Origin of the sequence: Bacillus sp. CGMCC 1.16541 (genome assembly GCF_003184905.1) — a bacterium.
Taxonomy (GTDB): Bacteria; Bacillota; Bacilli; order Bacillales; family Bacillaceae_H; genus Priestia.
Window position 1 is genome coordinate 282170 of the sequence record NZ_QFRU01000004.1, and the last position, 20792, is coordinate 302961.

22 protein-coding genes are annotated in these 20792 nt (G+C 38.1%); 13 read left to right on the forward strand and 9 right to left on the reverse strand.

The annotated features are described in order from the left end of the window. Positions 1 to 25 precede the first annotated feature (25 nt). Both DIS06_RS07745 and DIS06_RS07750 read right to left on the reverse strand, forming a co-directional pair. On the reverse strand, positions 26 to 1327 hold the full coding sequence (locus DIS06_RS07745; RefSeq protein WP_110112669.1) for an HD domain-containing protein: 1302 nt from the start codon (positions 1325 to 1327) through the stop codon (positions 26 to 28). Between the two features lie 168 nt (positions 1328 to 1495). Beyond that, positions 1496 to 1720 carry a YuzB family protein gene (locus DIS06_RS07750; protein ID WP_110112670.1) on the reverse strand — a complete coding sequence of 75 codons (225 nt, stop codon included), beginning with the start codon at positions 1718 to 1720 and terminating at the stop codon, positions 1496 to 1498. A 356-nt stretch (positions 1721 to 2076) separates the two neighbouring features. Between DIS06_RS07750 and DIS06_RS07755 the strand changes: the two genes are divergently transcribed. Then, positions 2077 to 2787, forward strand: a complete 711-nt coding sequence (locus DIS06_RS07755; protein ID WP_110112671.1) for an RsfA family transcriptional regulator — start codon at positions 2077 to 2079, stop codon at positions 2785 to 2787. Positions 2788 to 2965: 178 nt separating this feature from the next. Then, positions 2966 to 3808, forward strand: coding sequence for an octanoyl-[GcvH]:protein N-octanoyltransferase (lipL, locus tag DIS06_RS07760; protein ID WP_110112736.1), 843 nt, complete (start codon positions 2966 to 2968; stop codon positions 3806 to 3808). 38 nt (positions 3809 to 3846) lie between these two features. Here lipL and pta read toward each other — a convergent pair whose 3' ends face one another. Next, on the reverse strand, positions 3847 to 4818 hold the full coding sequence (pta, locus tag DIS06_RS07765; protein WP_110112672.1) for a phosphate acetyltransferase: 972 nt from the start codon (positions 4816 to 4818) through the stop codon (positions 3847 to 3849). A 280-nt stretch (positions 4819 to 5098) separates the two neighbouring features. Here pta and hemQ point away from each other — a divergent pair, with 280 nt between their 5' ends. From hemQ to gerQ, 3 genes are all read left to right on the forward strand, one after another. After that, positions 5099 to 5842 carry a hydrogen peroxide-dependent heme synthase gene (hemQ, locus tag DIS06_RS07770; protein ID WP_110112673.1) on the forward strand — a complete coding sequence of 248 codons (744 nt, stop codon included), beginning with the start codon at positions 5099 to 5101 and terminating at the stop codon, positions 5840 to 5842. A gap of 113 nt (positions 5843 to 5955) precedes the next feature. Further along, on the forward strand, positions 5956 to 6378 hold the full coding sequence (locus tag DIS06_RS07775; protein ID WP_110112674.1) for a cell wall hydrolase: 423 nt from the start codon (positions 5956 to 5958) through the stop codon (positions 6376 to 6378). Positions 6379 to 6400: 22 nt separating this feature from the next. Then, positions 6401 to 6877, forward strand: a complete 477-nt coding sequence (gene gerQ, locus DIS06_RS07780; RefSeq protein ID WP_110112675.1) for a spore coat protein GerQ — start codon at positions 6401 to 6403, stop codon at positions 6875 to 6877. Between the two features lie 56 nt (positions 6878 to 6933). On the opposite strand, the gene DIS06_RS07785 is transcribed toward gerQ, so the two are convergent. From DIS06_RS07785 to DIS06_RS07795, 3 genes are all read right to left on the reverse strand, one after another. Next, positions 6934 to 7305, reverse strand: coding sequence for a DUF423 domain-containing protein (locus DIS06_RS07785; protein ID WP_110112676.1), 372 nt, complete (start codon positions 7303 to 7305; stop codon positions 6934 to 6936). 22 nt (positions 7306 to 7327) lie between these two features. Then, complete coding sequence (locus DIS06_RS07790) at positions 7328 to 7624, reverse strand: YwdI family protein (RefSeq protein ID WP_110112677.1); 297 nt, start codon at positions 7622 to 7624, stop codon at positions 7328 to 7330. 77 nt (positions 7625 to 7701) lie between these two features. Continuing rightward, complete coding sequence (locus DIS06_RS07795) at positions 7702 to 8379, reverse strand: uracil-DNA glycosylase (RefSeq protein ID WP_110112678.1); 678 nt, start codon at positions 8377 to 8379, stop codon at positions 7702 to 7704. Between the two features lie 147 nt (positions 8380 to 8526). On the opposite strand from DIS06_RS07795, the gene DIS06_RS07800 reads away from it, so the two are divergent. Together DIS06_RS07800 and zwf are read left to right on the forward strand one after the other, a co-directional pair. Continuing rightward, complete coding sequence (locus tag DIS06_RS07800) at positions 8527 to 8973, forward strand: staygreen family protein (protein WP_162595914.1); 447 nt, start codon at positions 8527 to 8529, stop codon at positions 8971 to 8973. Between the two features lie 337 nt (positions 8974 to 9310). After that, entirely contained in the window at positions 9311 to 10813 is a 1503-nt protein-coding gene (zwf, locus tag DIS06_RS07805) for a glucose-6-phosphate dehydrogenase (RefSeq protein WP_110112737.1), read from the forward strand. 155 nt (positions 10814 to 10968) lie between these two features. Here the strand turns inward: zwf and DIS06_RS07810 are convergent, their stop codons facing one another. Next, positions 10969 to 11343, reverse strand: a complete 375-nt coding sequence (locus DIS06_RS07810; protein ID WP_110112680.1) for a winged helix-turn-helix transcriptional regulator — start codon at positions 11341 to 11343, stop codon at positions 10969 to 10971. Between the two features lie 149 nt (positions 11344 to 11492). Here DIS06_RS07810 and DIS06_RS07815 point away from each other — a divergent pair, with 149 nt between their 5' ends. Continuing rightward, positions 11493 to 12167, forward strand: coding sequence for an NAD(P)H-dependent oxidoreductase (locus tag DIS06_RS07815; RefSeq protein ID WP_110112681.1), 675 nt, complete (start codon positions 11493 to 11495; stop codon positions 12165 to 12167). 37 nt (positions 12168 to 12204) lie between these two features. Here the strand turns inward: DIS06_RS07815 and gndA are convergent, their stop codons facing one another. Next, positions 12205 to 13617, reverse strand: a complete 1413-nt coding sequence (gndA, locus tag DIS06_RS07820; protein ID WP_110112682.1) for an NADP-dependent phosphogluconate dehydrogenase — start codon at positions 13615 to 13617, stop codon at positions 12205 to 12207. 338 nt (positions 13618 to 13955) lie between these two features. Between gndA and DIS06_RS07825 the strand changes: the two genes are divergently transcribed. Continuing rightward, positions 13956 to 14282 carry a YflT domain-containing protein gene (locus DIS06_RS07825; protein ID WP_110112683.1) on the forward strand — a complete coding sequence of 109 codons (327 nt, stop codon included), beginning with the start codon at positions 13956 to 13958 and terminating at the stop codon, positions 14280 to 14282. A 43-nt stretch (positions 14283 to 14325) separates the two neighbouring features. Here DIS06_RS07825 and DIS06_RS07830 read toward each other — a convergent pair whose 3' ends face one another. Continuing rightward, on the reverse strand, positions 14326 to 15735 hold the full coding sequence (locus DIS06_RS07830) for an alanine/glycine:cation symporter family protein (protein ID WP_110112684.1): 1410 nt from the start codon (positions 15733 to 15735) through the stop codon (positions 14326 to 14328). A 236-nt stretch (positions 15736 to 15971) separates the two neighbouring features. Between DIS06_RS07830 and DIS06_RS07835 the strand changes: the two genes are divergently transcribed. From DIS06_RS07835 to pdxK, 4 genes are all read left to right on the forward strand, one after another. Then, positions 15972 to 17201: a PucR family transcriptional regulator gene (locus tag DIS06_RS07835; protein WP_275425420.1), complete on the forward strand. Its 1230-nt coding sequence runs from the start codon at positions 15972 to 15974 to the stop codon at positions 17199 to 17201. 228 nt (positions 17202 to 17429) lie between these two features. Next, positions 17430 to 18563, forward strand: coding sequence for an alanine dehydrogenase (gene ald, locus DIS06_RS07840; RefSeq protein WP_110112686.1), 1134 nt, complete (start codon positions 17430 to 17432; stop codon positions 18561 to 18563). Positions 18564 to 18724: 161 nt separating this feature from the next. Further along, the gene (alr, locus tag DIS06_RS07845; protein ID WP_110112687.1) at positions 18725 to 19867 is read left to right on the forward strand and encodes an alanine racemase; all 1143 of its coding nucleotides are present in this window, start codon (positions 18725 to 18727) and stop codon (positions 19865 to 19867) included. Between the two features lie 99 nt (positions 19868 to 19966). After that, a complete protein-coding gene (pdxK, locus tag DIS06_RS07850) occupies positions 19967 to 20791 on the forward strand; it encodes a pyridoxine/pyridoxal/pyridoxamine kinase (protein ID WP_110112688.1) in 825 nt (274 codons plus the stop codon). Position 20792: the final 1 nt, after the last annotated feature.

The window sequence follows — 20792 nt, forward strand, 5'->3', positions numbered from 1 at the left end:
CTTCAACTCCTATACTATTGAACTCTTATCTGTTTTTTAATAAGTTTAAAATTTGCTCTTTCACTTTTCTCTTAGACGATAACTGATCAATTAATTCTTGCGGAAAGTAAAGCTTATGATCGGTTCGTTTCTTACCAGAGATAGACTCGACAATTTCAGACTGACGAGAAAGCTCTTTTAATTCTTCAGTAGGCATTAACAAATGAATCGGAAGACGCTCTTCTTCTTCGCCTGGACGATAAAAATCATAAGGAAGATCACTTGAAGAATCTACTACGAGGTAATAGTCTGGATTAATCCCTGCTTTTTTAAAGAGCTGTGTTAACTCCATCCACATTTTCATTTGTGAATTTGGGTTAAATTCAATATACTGAAATAATTTCCGATTAAGAAAGCGACGACATAAATCAGACAGTATCTCATCCTCTTCGCCTTGCCACGCTTGAAAATAAAACAACACAACCGATTCATCTAGTTTTAAGTATTCTTCAACAGATACTTCATCTTCAAAGATTGAGTAAAAATGAACAGGTTGTTGCTTAAATGGATAATACCCTTGGTGTAATTCTTTTGCGCGGTGTAAAATCTTTGTTAGAATCACTTCTGCACTTCGTGTGACTGGATGAAAATATACTTGCCAATACATTTGGTAACGACTCATAATATAGTCTTCAACCGCATGCATACCACTCTCTTTAATGACGACTTGATCTTCTCTCGGTCTCATTACACGTAAAATACGCTCCATGTCAAAATGACCGTAACTAACGCCTGTATAGTAAGCATCACGCTGCAAATAATCCATTCGATCTGCATCGATCTGACTTGAGATTAAGCTCACAACAAGCTTATTTTTATACGTTTTCGCAATGACTTCTGCTACTTTTTTTGGAAAGTCTTCTGCTACTTTTCTTAGCACGTGATTCACTTCTGTGTTACCCATAATAATCGCTTGCGTAAACTGCTCGTGATCTAAGTGAAAGACCTTTTCAAACGAGTGCGAAAAAGGGCCGTGACCTAAATCATGCAACAAAGCGGCACAAAGGCATAAAAGCCTCTCTTCATTATTCCAATGCTCTCTATCCTGAAACACATCATCGATAATACGACGAATGATTTCATACACCCCAAGGGAATGATTAAATCGACTGTGTTCTGCCCCGTGAAACGTTAAATATGTCGTTCCTAGCTGACGAATTCGACGTAATCGCTGAAAATCTGCCGTACCAATTAAGTCCCAAATTACTTTATCACGAACGTGAACATATCGATGAACAGGATCTTTAAATACTTTTTCTTCACTTAACTTTTCGTTAGGATATGCCATCTACTACATACCTCTCTATTTTTTATACTTGTTGCTATTACTTTCTACATCTAGTAGAGATTTTCCTAGTGAGAAGCACGAATAAAAAATCACCTTCTATAAAAAACAAAGGTGACTTTATCTCAATCCGCTCAACTGACGACCTCATGTTGAAATCGCTGTTTCACGTTATTTGTTTAATTTTTTTTCAATCTTATCTATAAGCTCGTCCTCAGTTAGAGCTGAAACCGGACGATTATTGACAAACGCAAACGACTTCTTACGACCTGGTCCACAATATGACTGGCAACCAATCTCGACTTTCGCCTCTGCATCTACTTTCTGTAACTTCGGTAATAATGTTTTTAAGTTTGTAGCCTGGCAATCATCACAAACTCGAAACTCATTTGCCATTCTCATACAACCCTTTCAAAATTCGTTCAACAAATCCTTTTTAACCTAAAGGGTATTTTACATTTATTTAACCATCAATGCAAGCTAGGGTAGTTGGAAATAAGACAAAAAGAACACCTACAACCTAGACACCCTTGAATAAACCCTCAAAGATCCACCTAAGTGAATGATGACAACCCCGCAAGGGGGGCATCATTCACTTAGGTCTAGAAACTGAACCATGACAGCCCTTCCGTCATGGCTCAGTTTCTAGAATCGATTTATATATATTAGTACTTTGGTATAAACTAGTTTCCTTTTGTCCATGCTGATAGTAACGAAGTTTCTCTATTAAATAGCCGCAAGGAGTGAATAAAATGAAAGATAGACAAGATGCTTGGACAGAAGAAAATGATTTGTTATTAGCAGAGACGGTCCTTCGCCATGTACGTGAAGGAAGCACACAATTAAATGCATTTGAAGAAGTAGGAGATGAACTAAACCGTACATCGGCTGCATGTGGATTTCGATGGAATGCCGTCGTGAGACATCAGTACGAAAAAGCATTACAGTTAGCTAAAAAGCAACGAAAGCAGCGGATGCGCGCACTTGGACAAACCCAAGGCAAAAAGAAGTTACTGTATACACCACCTACACCTAATTTAGAGATGATAGATTCAGTTGAAGAAGAAGAGGTAATCTCTGTACAGAGTGAAGTGATTCAAACTCAACCGAGCATGTACACCAGTATACCTGCTACCACACCGACGACTACAGCAAACCTTACGTTAGATGGTGTCATTCAATATTTACAAACCTTACGCTCTCAAGCTGGTGATCTTCACGTAGTGCTTAATGAAAACTTGAGTCTTGCACAAGAAAATCAAGAGCTTAAGCGAAAGAATCAAGAATTAATGAAGAAAGTCGAATTACTCGAGGCGAACGCTACTACTATTCAAGAAGACTATGAAACATTAATGCAGATCATGAATCGCGCACGAAAATTTGTCTTGCTTGATGATGAAGAAAGACCGTCCACAAAGTTTAAGATGGATCGAAATGGAAATTTAGAAAAAGTAGCTGAATAAGATAAGAAGAAATGGACATACTAAAAGTAGGAATCCCATCCCCCTATTCTATAGATGAAAAGACGAGCACTCTTTTGAGTGGTTCGTCTTTTCTGTTTTCAGAATGTGCTATAATATGTTCGGCTTATATATTGAGAACAATTTTATTAGATAAAAGGAGTTAACTCGTGTGGATTCTATGACCTCTGAACTTTTAATTCAGCCGCAATGGCGATTGATCGATCAATCTAGCCTTGGACCTCAGTTTGATGCGCTTCAATCCTTTGCCATTGACGATACGCTTTGTACATCTGTTGGAAAGAAAGAATCTCTTCCTACCATTCGCTCTTGGGTTCATCACCAAACCATTGTATTAGGTATTCAAGATGCGCGCCTTCCTTACCTAGAACAAGGCGTTTCTTTTTTACGTGAACAAGGGTTCCGCGCCATCGTTCGCAATTCTGGTGGACTGGCTGTTGTATTAGATGAAGGAGTATTAAACCTTTCGCTAATTTTCCCCGATACGGACAAAGGAATTAATATTGACCGCGGATATGATGCGATGTGGATGTTGATTAAAGAAGTCTTTCAATCTTATGATGTCAAAATCGAAGCAAAAGAAATTGTCGGATCTTATTGTCCCGGAAGCTATGATTTAAGCATTCAAAACAAAAAATTTGCAGGCATCTCGCAACGTCGTGTACGTGGTGGTGTCGCTGTTCAGATTTATTTATGTGTATCAGGAAGTGGCGCAAAAAGAGCACAGCTCATTAAAGAGTTTTACTCACTCGCTCTTCAAGGTGAACAAACAAAATTCACTTATCCAACAATTGTTCCAGAAACAATGGCATCGTTGACAGAACTAGTAGGTGATGACATAACGGTCGCTTCTGTCATGCTTTCACTGTATCAAACCTTGCAAAAGTTTGGGTCTTCCCTCACACCTTCTGCGCTTAACGAACAAGAGGGATTACTTTTCAATCAAAATTTACAGCGCATGTATGATCGAAATGAAAAGGCACTAGGTGAATTCTACAAATAAAAAGCTGACTCTTTTACTCGAGTCAGCTTTTATTGATTTTACAGCGCTTGAGCTGCTGTAATAAGAGCTAGTTTATACACATCTTCTTCGTTACAGCCACGAGATAAATCATTTACAGGCTTGTTTAAACCTTGTAAGATTGGTCCCACTGCTTCAAAGTTTCCAAGGCGTTGTGCAATTTTATAGCCTATGTTACCTGCTTCTAAACTAGGGAAAACAAATACGTTCGCATCCCCTTTAATAACAGAACCCGGTGCTTTTGCTTCTGCTACAGATGGAACAAACGCTGCATCGAATTGGAATTCACCATCTAGTGTTAGGCTTGGTGCTTTCTCTTTCGCAATCTCAACAGCTTTTGCTACTTTTTCTGTTTCAGGAGATTTTGCTGAACCTTTTGTTGAGAAGCTTAACATCGCAACACGTGGATCAATATCAAACATGGACGCTGTACGAGAACTCTCAATCGCAATCTCTGCTAAGTCATTGCTATCTGGTGAAATGTTAATTGCACAATCTGCAAATACGTATTTCTCATCGCCACGAACCATGATGAATACACCAGACGTTTTCTTTATACCTTCTTTTGTTTTGATGATTTGTAGAGCTGGACGTACTGTATCTGCAGTTGAATGGGCTGCTCCACTTACAAGTCCGTCCGCTTTGCCCATATGAACAAGCATCGTACCGAAGTAGTTTTCATCTAGTAAAATCTTACGAGCATCTTCTTCAGACGCTTTCCCTTTACGACGCTCAATGAATGATGCAACCATTTCATCAAATGCAGGGAAGTTTGTTGGATCATAAATTTCAACGCCATCTAGGCTTACGTTTAAATTAGTTGCTTTCGTTTCAATTTCTTCTTTGCTTCCAATTACGATTGGTGTTAAGATATTTTCACCTGCTAAGCGTCTTACCGCTCCTAAAATACGCTCATCTAATCCTTCTGGAAAGACAATTTTAATGTCTTTTTCAGATACTTTGTTCTTTAGTCCTGTAAATAAATCACTCACGGTGAATCCTCCTTAATATGTAAAAAAGCTTTCATCATAATAGGATACTTTACTTTTTGTGAAATTCAAAGGAATCTACCTTAATATTTTTCACCCGGTAAAAAGTCTTTCAATTGCTAATTTTCCACAAATAACAACTCTTAAACATCTCTTTATAATATGAACTTCCTTTCTTTCCTTTAGTCACAAATTTGAGGGTTTTTCGTTAAGGTGATTCGGTTAAACTGTGATATAGTAAAAGAAGATCTCAACAAATTGTGCTAATAGGAGTGAATAAATAATGGCAGAAGCTGCTCAAACACTAGACGGATGGTATTCTCTTCATGATTTACGTTCAATTGACTGGAGTGCGTGGAAGCGCTTATCTAGCGATGAACGTCAAGCGGCCATTCATGAATTTTTAGGATTAATGGAAAAATGGAAGAAGACAGAAGCAGAACAGCAAGGAAGCCACGCGTTATACACAGTTGTTGGCCAAAAAGCAGACTTTATTTTAATGTTCGTACGTCCAACAATGGAAGAGTTAAACGAAATTGAACTAGAGTTTAATAAAACGAAATTAGCAGAATATACAATTCCTACATATTCGTATGTATCCGTAGTAGAGTTAAGTAACTACCTACCTGCCGGAGAAGACCCATATGAAAATCCTCAAATTCGCGCTCGCTTATATCCAACATTACCAAAAGCAAAGCATATTTGTTTCTACCCAATGGATAAGCGTCGTCAAGGAAACGATAACTGGTACATGCTTCCGATGGAAGAGCGTCGCGATTTAATGCGTAGTCACGGTATGATTGGACGTCAATATGCAGGAAAAGTAAAACAAATCATTACTGGTTCGGTTGGATTTGATGATTACGAGTGGGGCGTTACATTATTCGCTGATGACGTTCTACAGTTCAAAAAATTAGTTTATGAAATGCGCTTCGACGAAGTAAGCGCTCGTTATGGAGAATTTGGTAGCTTCTTTGTTGGAAATATCCTTCCTGAAGAGCGCATTCAGCAATTTCTTCATGTGTAATTAATGCTCTCATTGCCTTTTGTGCAGTGAGAGCTTTTTTTGTGTAAACAAAGCATATTCTATGTTGCTCCTCATATTTATGAAATAGTGGAGTGTTAAAGCGAGGTGAGAAGATGGCAGTAGTTGCACACAACGAAGAAGATGTAAAGCTTCTAGCCAGACTCCTACGCGCTGAAGCTGAAGGCGAGGGTAAGCAAGGAATGCTGCTAGTAGGAAATACTGGAGTGAACCGAGCCAGAGCAACTTGCTTAGACTTTAAGAATATTCGAACCATTAGACAGATGGTGTTTCAAAGTCCTGGTGGATTTGAAGCAACTCAAAAAGGCTATTTTTATCAACGAGCTAGGGATTCAGAGATCGCACTTGCAAGACGAGTTCTACGAGGTGAGAGATTTGACCCTGCTAGAAATTCTTTATGGTTTTTTAAGCCTAGTGGAAGTTGTCCCGCTCAATGGTATAACCAAAACAATAGCGGACGGTTTAAATCGCATTGTTTTTATATTCCAACACGTGCAGATTGTCCTCAAGTGTATTAGTTAAAAGGAGGTTTTATCTATCATGAAAAAACCAAAATCAGGTCAAGGGCAGCAACAACAGCAACAAGCTTACATGCAAAACCCGTACATGAGTTATAACTATCCATACTATAACAGTCCTTATCAAGGCCAAGGACAGCAAGGGGGTCAGATGCAAATGCCTCCACAAATTCCAGCTGGAGGTTCAGGCGCTCCTCAAGATTCATCCATGCTGCCTATTGAAGAGTCGTACATTGAAAATATTTTACGTTTGAATCGTGGAAAAATCGCAACGGTGTATATGACATTTGAAAATAACAACCAATGGAATGCGAAAGTGTTTAAAGGTGTCATTGAAGCCGCTGGACGTGACCATTTAATTTTAAGTGATCCGCAAACAGGAAAGCGATACTTGTTGTTAATGGTATACTTAGACTACATTACATTTGATGAAGAAATTAATTACAACTATCCGTTTAACGGTGCTCAACCACAGCTCAGCAATTACTCTCCGCGTTAAAAAAAGCCCTAAACACCCGTTATGTAACAGGTGTTTAGGGCTTTTCAACGATTTTTTTATAACCATTTAATCGCTGCAATTACAATTAGAATCCATGCAACGATAAAAGCAACGCCACCAAACGGTGTAATTGCGCCTAAAATTTTAATGCCAGATGTACTCAATACGTACAAGCTTCCTGAGAATAAGACAATTCCTACCAACATGATCCATCCTGAAGCTTGAACGAGTGATGATTCAGGAAAGCGACCTGCTAAAAATGCCACAACAAACAAGCCGAGCGCATGAAACATGTGATAAAGAACGCCTGTTTTCCACACTTCTAAATACTTTGCCGAAATTTTACCTTCTAAACCGTGAGCACCGAATGCTCCTAATGCCACTGCTAAAAGCGCGTTAATGGCTCCTAAGATGAGAAAAATCTTCATACCGTTCTCCCCTACCCTTTACTTAAAAATCAAAAAGACTATCACCATTAGCATCATCAGATACGTACTTTTTCCCTTCTTGTTGAGAAGGTCCTGGTTGCATCATTTGTGGCTGTACATACTGAATCGCTTGAGTTGAAGGTGTACTTACGGATTGTTGTACTTGTCCTTTTTGTTGATCAAGCGCTAGTTCGCACAATGTTTTAATCGCAATAAGCTGATCGCGAACTTGAGCTTGTTGAGAAGAGCTTGCTTTTTGCTTTGCCTTCCCCACTTCTTCACTCATCTTATCAAGCAAACGAGCAATTGTAATATCCATACTCATTGTCACCTCTTCGTTCCTTTAAAGCCTTTTTATCTCTTCATCATTTTAACAAAAGGTGAAAAGACAAGCTATCATTCAATGTTGTCAATTTGCCAGTCAATCGGTTTGCGGCCATTTTTCTCTAAAAATTGATTGGCTTTTAAAAAATGACCGTTTCCAAAGAAACCTCGATTGGCTGAAAAGGGACTTGGATGAGGACTCTCAAGTATGAGGTGATGACTACTGTTAATAAGCGTCTTCTTTTCCTGCGCATGTCTCCCCCACAACATAAAGACAACTGGTTCTTCTTTTTCAGCAACTAACTCAATTACTCGATTCGTAAACTGTTCCCACCCTTTCCCTTTATGGGAGTTTGGGTTACTTCGCCTCACGGTTAAAACGGTGTTTAACAGTAAGACGCCTTGCTCTGCCCATTTCACTAAGTAACCATTGTTCGGAATGTGACAGTTCAATTCCGCTTGCAATTCTTTGTATATATTCACAAGTGATGGAGGTGTTTTAATGCCAGGTTTTACTGAAAAACTTAACCCGTGAGCTTGTCCTGGACCATGGTAGGGATCTTGACCAAGAATGACGACTTTTACATCTTCATAACTCGTTAAATGTAGCGCATTAAAAATATCATATTTATCTGGATAAATCGTTTGATTATTATACTCCTCAACAAGGAAATCTCTTAACTTTAAATAATAAGGCTCATGAAACTGATCTTCTAATAACGGAGCCCAATCATTCTTTAAAACTGACATCGTCTCACACCTTTATTTCAATAATAGATACAGTTAGAATACCCTAATTACGCTCTCTCAACCACTGTTCAACATCTCATTGTCATGTTCTGCTTTTATTTGTATAAGATAATAAAGAGAAGATTTTCAATTCAAGGAGGGATTACCATGCTTATTTTAAATCCCGACAAAGTTGATATCAAATACCAACTAGGTACTACACCAACACAACCAATCGTTCCACGTAAGTACACGTTTCTTCCTGTTTCAAACAACTCAATCATTACCATGATTGTAGGCTTAGAATATGCTTACGATCAAATGAAGCAATCGAGAGATGAATTGTTAGCATCTTTTAAATTTCATCGTCATCATTATTTTCTTTATCTATACTGTTATATTAGTGAGAAAGCAGATTTTCATACAGCTCGTAAACGTCATGACATGTTTTCAAAACAAATCCCTCTTGCCCTAAAAGCGATGCATCAAGGTGACCAAACATTTTTTAGCACACACCCGTTTTTAGAGCAATGCCCTGTTTATATTCATTTTGATTCGCATTATCCATCTTTAAATGGGGTTGAACAAATTGGTTACTTATCAACCTACAAGTAAAGGACGTTATGAGTGAAAAACAACAATCAACGAGTATATGTATCGATATACACATAGGAGATTCCTTTTTTAAGATAGCAAACAAGCGGCTATCGAAGAAAATGAACTCCTTTTTTTGTTCCTTTCATAGAATGAAGATAGCTCTTTAGTAAACACTAACCTTGGTTATGTGTTGTACAATATCGAATAAAATGCTTTTAAAGTGAGCAAAAACATGGAATAATAACAACAAAACGTCTATTATTTACTTTAAACTTTTACATCTGTTGCTTTTGCAACAACAACATGTACATAACGAAGAGTAAACGTATTACAACAAAGTGAGGTCCTGTAAGTGATGACAAATACACAACCGAAATCCATTATTGTAATCTTTGGAGCTACCGGTGATTTAGCAAAACGCAAATTATTCCCTTCTATTTTCCGCTTATACAAAGAAAATAAGCTATCAGAAGATTTTGCTGTAGTAGGTGTAGCAAGAAGACCTTGGACAAATGACGAGCTTCGTAGCAACGTCAAACAATCGGTCGAAAAGTTACAAAGCGGAGACGCTGATGTAGAAAAGTTCGCTTCACATTTTTACTACCAGCCTTTTGATGTGACAGATATTGCATCTTATCAAGAGTTGAATCATTTACTAAGTGATCTAGATCAACAATATAACGTTCCAGGTAATCGTATCTTTTATTTAGCGATGGCTCCGGAATTCTTTGGCACCATTGCATCTAATTTAAAAAATGAAGGTCTCACATCAACAAGTGGATGGAGCCGACTCGTGATTGAAAAGCCATTTGGTCACGATCATCCTTCAGCGCAACAGCTTAACGAACAGATTCGTGAAGCATTTAACGAAGACCAAATTTATCGTATCGACCATTACTTAGGGAAAGAAATGGTTCAAAATATCGAAGTCATTCGCTTTGCCAACGCATTGTTTGAACCAATGTGGAACAACCAATACATCTCAAACATTCAGATTACATCAAGTGAAGTACTAGGGGTGGAAGACCGCGGGCGTTATTATGAATCGTCTGGTGCACTGCGCGACATGGTCCAAAACCATATGTTACAAATGGTCGCTTTACTTGCGATGGAACCACCAATTAAATTAACACCAGAAGAGATTCGCAGTGAAAAAGTGAAAGTACTACGCGCCCTTCGTAAGTTTGAAGTGGACGAAGTAAAAGATTATTTCGTACGTGGACAGTATGGAAAAGGAATCGTCGAAGAAAAAGAAGTAGACAGCTACCGAGAAGGGCCTTCTGTCGATCCGCAGTCGAATACAGAAACATTTGTGTCAGGTAAACTTTTAATTGATAACTTCCGCTGGGCTGGTGTACCGTTTTACATTCGTACAGGAAAGCGTATGAGTGCAAAATCAACGGAGATTGTTGTTCAATTTAAAGACTTGCCAATGAACCTATACTTTAACAAAGGGAAGAACATTCATCCAAACTTATTAGTGATTCATATTCAACCGGATGAAGGCATTACGCTGCACTTAAATGCTCGCAAAGCAGACGGCGGTGCAACATCTACTCCAATCAAACTGGATTACTGCAACAACTGTGGAGATAAAATGAATACACCTGAAGCATATGAGCGTCTTATTTATGACTGCATGCGTGGTGATGCAACGAACTTTACACATTGGGATGAAGTATCTCTTTCATGGGAGTTTGTTGATAAAATCTCAGAAGCGTGGGCAAGCACAAAAGAAGAAAGCTTCCCGAACTATGAGTCCGGTTCAATGGGACCAAAAGCTTCTGACGCGCTTTTAGGAAAAGATGGATTCCAATGGTGGAACATAAGTACGAATCATACGTTAGAAACTGAATAAAGAAGGTTGTCTTAAGAAGAGAAATGACTTTTTCAAGATAACCTATTGAAAATAAGACCGTCCGTTGACGGTCTTATTTTCATATTTTAAACTTTTATCCAATCACTACTTCATTAGTTCTATAAACAAAAACCAAAGCATTCTGAGCTTTCGTTTTACTCTCCTTCAGCTTGTTCCCGATGCTGAACAATTTTATTAGTGTTTTCAATGCCCCATTTCAACATAAGTTGAATAATAGGTATAAGTGTTTGACCAAACTCTGTAAGGCAATATTCTACTTTCGGCGGAACTTCCTTATAGACTTCACGGTGAACAATTCCATCTCTTTCTAGTTCACGTAACTGCAATGTCAGCATGCGTTGAGTGATACCAGGAACAAGTCGTTTAAGTTCGTTAAAACGTAATGTTTGATCTGTTAAGTGATAAAGAATAACACTCTTCCACTTTCCACCAATAATATCAAGGGTTGCTTCAACTGGGCAGGAATATCCGTGAGGCTCCCAGTTGGAAAGATTAATTTTAGCTACCATCTCAATCCTCTCCTTTAGTATAAAAAATGATACTATATTACAAAAATGTGCGTACTTTTATTTTTTGTGGCTACTCTTATAATATAACGTATAAAGACAAACAACTAATCTTTCATCTTATAGAACTAAACATCAAAGGAGTGATGAACATGAATAAAGAAGCAAAAAAACAAGAAATTTTAGAAGCTTACCAATTCAGACATGCGACAAAGGAATTTGATCCGAAAAAGAAAATTTCTGACGAAGATTTTGAATTTATTTTAGAGACTGGACGTCTATCTCCAAGCTCATTTGGATTTGAGCCTTGGCGCTTTGTAGTCATTCAAAATGAAGAACTTCGTGAACAATTAAAGCCCGTTTCGTGGGGAGCACAAAAGCAGCTTCCAACTGCTAGTCACTACGTTGTCATACTCGCGCGTACTGCAGATGATATGATGTACAACTCTGATTACATCGAACATATGAAGAAAGATGTCAAACAACTTCCAGAAGAAGCATACAATGCCATTAGCAGTTTCTATCAAACCTTTTTAGAATCAGACTTCAAACTTGTTGGAAACGACCGTGCAATGTTTGACTGGGCTGCCAAGCAAGTATACATCGCTCTAGGCAATATGATGACAGCTGCGGCTCAAATCGGCATCGACTCTTGTCCAATCGAAGGGTTTGATCAAGAAAAAGTGCATGATATTTTAGAACAAGCAGGTGTTTTAGAAGGTGGAAACTTCGACGTAGCCGTTATGGCTGCATTCGGTTATCGCACTCACGACCCACGTCCTAAAGTACGCCAAGATAAAAAAGACGTCATAAAATGGATTAAGTAAGTAAAAAAGAGGAGGGAATGCCCTCCTCTTTTCTTTATTACTTCAACCACTCTGTATGGAAGATACCTTCTTTGTCGACACGTTGATACGTGTGCGCGCCAAAGTAGTCACGTTGTGCTTGTAAAAGGTTTGCTGGTAACGTTTCTGTACGGTAGCTGTCATAGTATGCAAGTGCACTTGAGAAGCTTGGTACAGGAATTCCACGTTGAACCGCAAGCGAAATGACTTCACGTAATGCAGATTGATAGTTTTCTACAATATCTTTGAAGTATTCATCTAATAATAAGTTCGTTAAGTTTGCATCACGGTCGTATGCTTCTTTGATTTTTTGTAAGAATTGCGCACGGATGATGCACCCTCCACGGAAAATCATCGCAATATCGCCGTAACGCAAGTTCCAATCATATTCTTCAGAAGCTGCTTTCATTTGTGCAAACCCTTGCGCGTATGAACAAATTTTACTCATGTATAATGCTTTACGAATCGCTTCGATTGCTTCTTTCTTATCACCGTCAAATGCGCTTACTTCAGGACCACTTAACACTTTGCTTGCTTTTACACGTTCGTCTTTCATTGCTGAAATGAAGCGTGCAAAAACAGATTCTGTGATAATTGGAAGTGGTACACCTAAGTCTAATGCACTTTGACTTGTCCATTTCCCTGTTCCTTTTTGACCAGCTGTATCTAAAATGACATCAACAAGTGGTTTACCTGTTTCATCATCTACCTTTGTGAAAATATCAGCCGTAATCTCGATTAAGTAGCTATCAAGCTCACCTTTGTTCCACTCAGCGAACACTTCATGTAATTCTTGTGCACTCAATCCTAGTACGTGCTTCATAATGAAATATGCTTCAGAAATTAATTGCATATCTCCATATTCAATCCCGTTATGAACCATTTTCACATAGTGGCCTGCTCCATTTGGTCCGATGTATGTGCAGCAAGGATCACCATCCACTTTAGCAGAAATGGCTTTTAAAATGGGCTCTACAAGCTCATATGCTTCTTTTTGACCGCCTGGCATAATAGAAGGACCTTTTAGTGCTCCCTCTTCTCCACCTGATACACCTGTACCAATAAAGTTTAAGCCAGCTTCAGCAAGCTCTTCACTGCGACGAATTGTATCGTAAAATAGTGTATTTCCACCGTCGATTAAAATATCACCTTTATCTAAATAAGGTTTTAATGACTCAATCGTTGCGTCTGTTGGCGCACCCGCTTTTACCATTAATAAAATTTTACGTGGTGTTTCTAACGATTGAACAAACTCTTCAATGCTGTATGTACCAACGAAGTTTTTACCTTCTGCTTCGTTCTTTAAAAATTCTTCTGTTTTTTCAGATGATCGGTTGTATACAGCAACAGAATACCCTCGGCTTTCAATGTTTAAAGCAAGATTTTTACCCATTACTGCTAAACCAATTACACCGATTTGTTGTTTTGACATATGCTTTCTTCCCTTCTTTAATTTATGGGACTTCGCAAACATGTTCAGTCGCCTAAGCTTTTAATACTTTCTTGAAAATAACATAAGAAAGACAAGTTTTTCAAGTTAGATGCAATCCTACCGAAACCATTGAGTCTTCTCTTGTAGTATCTAACAAACATGGTCATTTATGTTTTGTTTAGTATGAACATTCATTTCTGTTTTTTTTGAAAGATGTGGTTTTAACCTGTAAAAGACAGGCTATATAGTAAGCAAGAAACAAAGTTGTAGCTACAACCTCATATGACGTTTAAATGTATAAGGAAAAAGAGATGAAAAAACATTAGGAGGTTTTTATGATGGTAAACGTAAAAGTAGTGGAGAATGGTGTACAAGCGAAGGAAGTTGTTGAGCAATTTGCACGTAGTGGATTCACAATGAAAGAAATTTACTTGTTAGCACATGACAAAACACGCTCAGAAGACTTAGAAAAAGCTATTAATATCAATAATATTGGTGTATCTGAACAAGGTTTGTTTGATTCTATGGCAAATATTTTCCGCTCACGTGGTGATGAATTACGATCAAAAATGACATCACTCGGGCTGTCAAAACCTGAAGCAGAACAATATGAAGAGCAATTAGACCGTGGCAAAGTGATCGTCATTGCTTCAAAAGTAGCTTAATAGAAAGAGGGTGTCGGCATGTTGAACCGACACCCTTTTTCTATTAGCTTGCTTTTTTCATTTCTGTCATTTTATAGTGATTTTCAAAGTAATCGTTTGTTTCTCCTACAATGACTTTATAAAGTAAGATTAATGCGATTAAGTTTGGAATCATCATCAGTGCGTTTGCCATATCTGCGAAAGCCCACACAACTGTTAAGTTTGCAACAGCACCTAATCCACAAGCAAAGACATAAATCCCACGATATAAGCTTGTTAACTTTGTACCAAATAAGTATTCGAAACATTTCTCTCCGTATACATACCAGCCAACAATCGTTGAGAATCCGAAGAAAATAACCGAGAAAGCAACAATGTATTCTCCAACAAACCCTAACGATGAAGCAAATGCTGCCGATGTTAACGCTCCACCATCTAAACCTGGATCATGTGTTACACCTGAAAGCAACCCACCTGTCGGATCCCAAAAACCTGTCATTAAAAGGACAAGACCTGTCATTGTACAAACAATAATTGTCACAATAAATGTACCTGTCATCGCTACTAACGCTTGCTTAACGGGATGGTCAGCACGTGCGTTACCTGCGATTAATGCCGCTGTCCCTAAACCAGCTTCATTCGAGAAAATCCCACGTGATACACCACTTCGAATCGCTTCTGAAACCGCTACTCCCACAAATCCACCTGTTGCAGCAATTGGGCTAAACGCATATTCAAAAATCAATGAAAATGCTGGAAGTACTTGATCAAGATTTAACCCAATAATGACAAGTGCGCCTCCGATGTATAAAAACGCCATCAATGGTACGAAAAATCCTGCTACTGTACTGATACGTTGAATACCACCAAAGATAATCAATGTTGTTAAAACAGCTAGTACAATACCTGTTGTTAAGTTTCCTACACCAAAACTTTTATCCATTACACTTGCAATTGTATTTGATTGAACACTATTTCCAATTCCTAACGCCGCAAATGCTCCAAATAGCGCAAACGCTAACGCTAAAACTTTAAACTTTGGTCCAAGCCCTTTTTCAACATAGTACATCGGACCGCCTGAATATTCACCTTTATCATTTTTAACACGATATTTCATCGCTAATAATGCTTCTGCATATTTTGTAGCCATCCCAAGAAGGCCAACAACCCACATCCAGAAAATCGCTCCTGGACCACCCACTGTAATAGCGGTTGCAACTCCTGCAATGTTACCATTTCCAATTGTTGCAGCAAGAGCTGTCATAAGTGCTTTAAAATTACTTACGTCTCCTTCAGCTTTTGCATCTTCTTCTTTTTCTCTTGTAAAACCTAATTTAAACGCATAGATTAACTTTCTAAACTGTAAACCTCGTAATACAACGGTTAAAAATAGCCCTGTCCCAAATAATAAGATTAAGCTAGGTGTTCCCCATAACACCCCGTTGATTTTACCTAAGATGTCTAGTAAATCCATTTGTAGTTCCTCCCCTATTTGTTAACGCTTACAGTTAATGTAAGCGCTTCAATAGTCCCGTTGCTATAATATTAACATTTTTGTGAACAAGTTTTTTTGTTAAAATATAAAAAAAAGGAAAGCTTTTTTTGTTTATTTTCACAAAATACTTTTTTTCAATAGTCAACAGAGTACCAAAACATTTATGATAAATCAACATGTATTATTTTAATAAAGAGGAGCTAAAAATGAGCGCTATGAACATAGACCCATTTAAAGGAAATTTAGATACATTAGATGAGTTTGCCGATCGAATTAGTGAAGTATTACAATGTCCAATTACAATTGAAGATGCGAATCATCGCCTAATTGCGTATAGTACGCACGACGAACGTACAGACCAAGCGCGAATTGCAACCATTATCGGCCGTCGCGTACCTGAAAAAGTGATCAATAATTTATGGAAAGAAGGCACCATTCCTGCCTTGCTTGAAACAGACAAACCTGTTCGGGTAAAAAACATTGATGAAATTGGTCTTGGAGATCGTGTGGCGATTTCGATTTGGAAAAACGAAGAAGTGTTGGGGTTTATTTGGGCCATTGAAATTGATAAAACGTTAAATGAAGAAGAATTGTCACTTTTAAAACAAGCAGCAAACGCTGTTAAAAATAAACTTTTACAATTACAAGTACGTAAATATAAGAAAGAAGAGAGATTTCAAGAGTTTTTCTGGCGACTTTTAACCGGTCATATCAAATCGCACGAAGAAATTGTCGAAAAGTTCCATGACATTCACATTACGCCTCCTTCTTCTTTTTCGATTGCCATTTTTCGCTTTCAGGAAGATATTACGCCAGAAGCCGAACGACAAATCTCCTATATTTTAAAAACGATGCAGCGATTGAAACTTGTGTTGTATACGATTGATTGCAATGATCTCATTTTACTGATTTCTCTTGATGGTATCGAAAAACCGACGGAAGAGCGAAAACAATTCGTAGAATCTTTCACGAAAAAAATGAAAGAACGATTTGGTGTTGATCAAATTCAAGCAAGCTTTAGTAGCATTTACTCCACGTATAAGCAAATTGAAAAGAGTTACGGAGAATCGTTAACCGTTTTAAAGATTAAAAAGACATTTCCAGATGAAACAGCTCATGTTCTAGGCTATCAAGAACTTGGCATCTATCAATTACTTGATGTGATTCTAGAAAAGCGAAAGCTTGATCAATTTGAAAATTACTCATTGAAAAAGCTTGTCGATTATGACGAACGCCACAATAGTAACTTAGTGGAAACATTAGAAGTATTTTTAAACAAAGATCATAACATCAATGAAGCCGCAAAAGAATTAAATGTTCATACAAATACATTAAGTTATCGATTAAAAAGAATTTCAGAAATTGGCGATATTGACTTGCGTGATCCGAACCAAAAAATAACACTTTACATCGATATTAAATTAATGAAGCTAAAAGCAAATTAGTCCAACGTGTGGGTGCTTATCACTCACACTTTTTTATTACACTCAAGTCTTTTGTCATTTTACCTGACAAATGAACATTTTCAACAAAATAGTAAACGCTTTCTTTTGTGGAATTTCACAAAAACATGAGAATCGATTCTCTTTTCTAGACAATGAAAAACAAAAAAAAGTTTTTTATACTGTAGTTACAACAAAACGTTAAACGTTTTCAAAGGGAGGATTTTTACCATGATTATTGGTGTACCTAGAGAAATTAAAAATAATGAAAACCGCGTTGCAATTACTCCAGCTGGAGTTGCTTCATTTATCGGATCGGGCCATCGTGTATTAGTGGAAACAAATGCAGGTATGGGAAGCGGTTTTACAAACGAAGATTACAAAGTAGCAGGTGCTGAGATTATCGAACTTGCATCTGACGTATGGGCACAAGCTGACATGGTAATGAAAGTAAAAGAGCCACTACCAAGTGAATACGATTACTTCCGTCCAGGTCTTATCCTTTTCACATATTTACACTTAGCTGCAGAGCCAGCTTTAGCACAAGCTTTAACTGAAAAAGGTGTAACAGCTATTGCTTACGAGACAGTAGCAGTGAATCGTACACTACCATTATTAACACCAATGAGTGAAGTTGCAGGTCGTATGGCTGCTCAAATCGGTGCTCAATTCTTACAAAAATCAAACGGCGGAAAAGGAATTCTTCTTGCAGGTGTTCCAGGTGTTAACCGCGGTAAAGTAACAATCATCGGTGGCGGTGTTGTAGGAACAAATGCTGCGAAAATGGCAATCGGCTTAGGTGCAGATGTAACAATTATCGATTTAAGCGCTGACCGCTTACGTCAATTAGACGACATTTTCGGTAACCAAATTAAAACATTAATGTCTAATCCAATGAACATTGCAGAAGCAGTGGCAGAAGCAGACCTTTTAATTGGTGCTGTATTAATTCCTGGTGCAAAAGCGCCTAAACTTGTAACAGATGAAATGGTTCAAGCAATGAAGCCAGGTTCTGTTATCGTAGACGTAGCAATTGACCAAGGTGGTGTTGTTGAAACAATCGACCACATTACAACTCATGACAACCCAACATATGATAAACACGGTGTTGTTCACTATGCAGTTGCAAACATGCCTGGTGCGGTTCCTAGAACATCAACCATTGCATTAACAAACGTAACGGTTCCATATGCACTTCAAATCGCTAACAAAGGTGCTCACAAAGCAATTGCAGAAAACGAAGCACTGAAGTTAGGTGTAAACGTAGCAAACGGCGCTGTAACATATGAAGCAGTGGCACGCGACCTTGGCTATGAGTATGTATCAGTTGAAAAAGCACTTGAAAAAGAATTAGCAGCAATCTAATTTACACACACCAAGAGGCTGATCCAAACGAGTGTTTAGCACCTCCATACAAATATATTGTGTCTTAGTTGGATATAAGTACAATATAGAATGTAACATGGAGAAGCTGAACATGAGCGGATCAGCCTCTTTTTCATACACACACTATAGGGGATGTTAACATGAAAACAACAAGTTACCGTGATACATGGGTAGAAATTGATGTACATGCCATTCAATTTAACATGGAACAATTCCGAGGATATGTCGCACCTTCTACTCAACTAATGGCCGTTGTAAAAGCAGATGGATACGGACATGGTGCCGTAGCAGCAGCAAAAGCAGCATTAGCAGGAGGCGCTACTTATTTAGGCGTTGCGTTATTAGATGAAGCACTAGAACTACGAGAAGCGGGCATTGATGTGCCAATTTTAATTCTTGGTTACACGGCTCCTCATGCCATTAAAAAAGCAATAGAAGCGAATGTTACACTCACCGTTTTTGATCATGAAGTGACCGATGCAATCATTGCTGCTTCTGAACAAGCAAAGAAAATGGTGAACGTGCATGTGAAAATTGACTCAGGAATGTCACGGGTCGGTGTTAGAACAAGTGAAGAGGCTTATGAACTAGCTACGAAATTACAAGCGGCTTCTTGGGTAAAGCTTGAAGGCATTTTCACTCATTTTGCACATGCAGACAGCACGGATTCTTATTATACCGAAAAACAATTTTCAACGTTTTCGTCAATTATCGAGTTTTTGCACAAAAATGATATTACTATACCAATAAAACATTGTTGCAATACTGCAGGAACAATGAATTTTAAAAAAATGCATTTAGATATGGTTCGAGTGGGTATTGGGCTGTATGGGTTATATCCGGACGATAGTTTAAAGCATCACGACATTCAATTGAAGCAGGCAATGAGCTTTAAAACATCTGTTGCATTTATCAAAGAAGTTGAAGCTGAGCAACCGATTAGCTATGGGTGTACGTATGCTCCGAAAGAAACGAGTACGATTGCTACATTACCGGTTGGATACGCAGACGGATTATCGAGACTGTTATCTAATAAAGGACACATGCTAATAAAAGAACAAAAAGTTTCAATCGTTGGAAGAGTTTGCATGGACCAAACGATGATTGATGTCACAAAAATTGATAATATTAACATCGGGGATGAGGTAACAATCTTCGGATACGATGACAACTCATTTCAATCAGTAGATGAAGTAGCAGAAATCATGGGTACCATTAATTATGAAGTTGTTTGTTTAATCGGAAAGCGCGTACCTCGTATGTATAAACCAGGTAAAAACTAGAGAATCATTCAATCACCTTACAATTTTTGAAATAAAAGCTATAATAGAGGAAACACATGAAATTCTATCGGAAAAGATAGAATGATGAGGGGGATTTTCATGACAATGTATAAAGCTTTAACAATTGCGGGTTCAGATACTAGCGGTGGTGCTGGTATTCAAGCTGATTTAAAAACGTTTCAAGAGCTAGGCGTTTACGGTATGACTGCTTTAACAACAATCGTAACGATGGATCCGGAAAATGGTTGGTCTCACGGCGTGTTTCCTCAAGCGGTAGAAACAGTCGAACAGCAATTAAAAACAATTGTACAAGGTGTCGGCGTAACAGCTTTAAAAACGGGCATGCTTGGTTCTGTTGAAGTCATTGAGCTTGCAGCCAAAACAATTGAGCAACACAATTTACAGAATGTTGTTGTAGACCCAGTAATGGTGTGTAAAGGGGAAGATGAAGTGCTACACCCTGAAACAACAGTTAGCTTACGTGATGTGCTTGTGCCAAAAGCAACAGTTGTCACACCTAACTTATTTGAAGCTGGTCAATTAAGTGGATTAGATCCAATTAAAACGATTGAGCAGATGAAAGAAGCAGCAGTTAAAATTCATGAATTAGGTGCGAAATACGTCCTTATTAAAGGTGGAAGTAAATTAGCTCATGAAAAAGCGGTTGATGTACTATACGATGGACAAACATTCGACCTTTTAGAGTCTGATCGCATTGAAACAACGTATACACATGGAGCTGGTTGCACATACTCAGCTGCGATTACAGCTGAACTAGCAAAAGGAAAAGACGTGAAAGAAGCGATTGAAACAGCTAAAGCATTTATTACAGAAGCGATTCGTCACTCATTCCCGCTAAACCAATACGTTGGTCCAACAAACCACGGTGCATACCGTCGTCAAAAAGAAACAGTTAACGCATAAA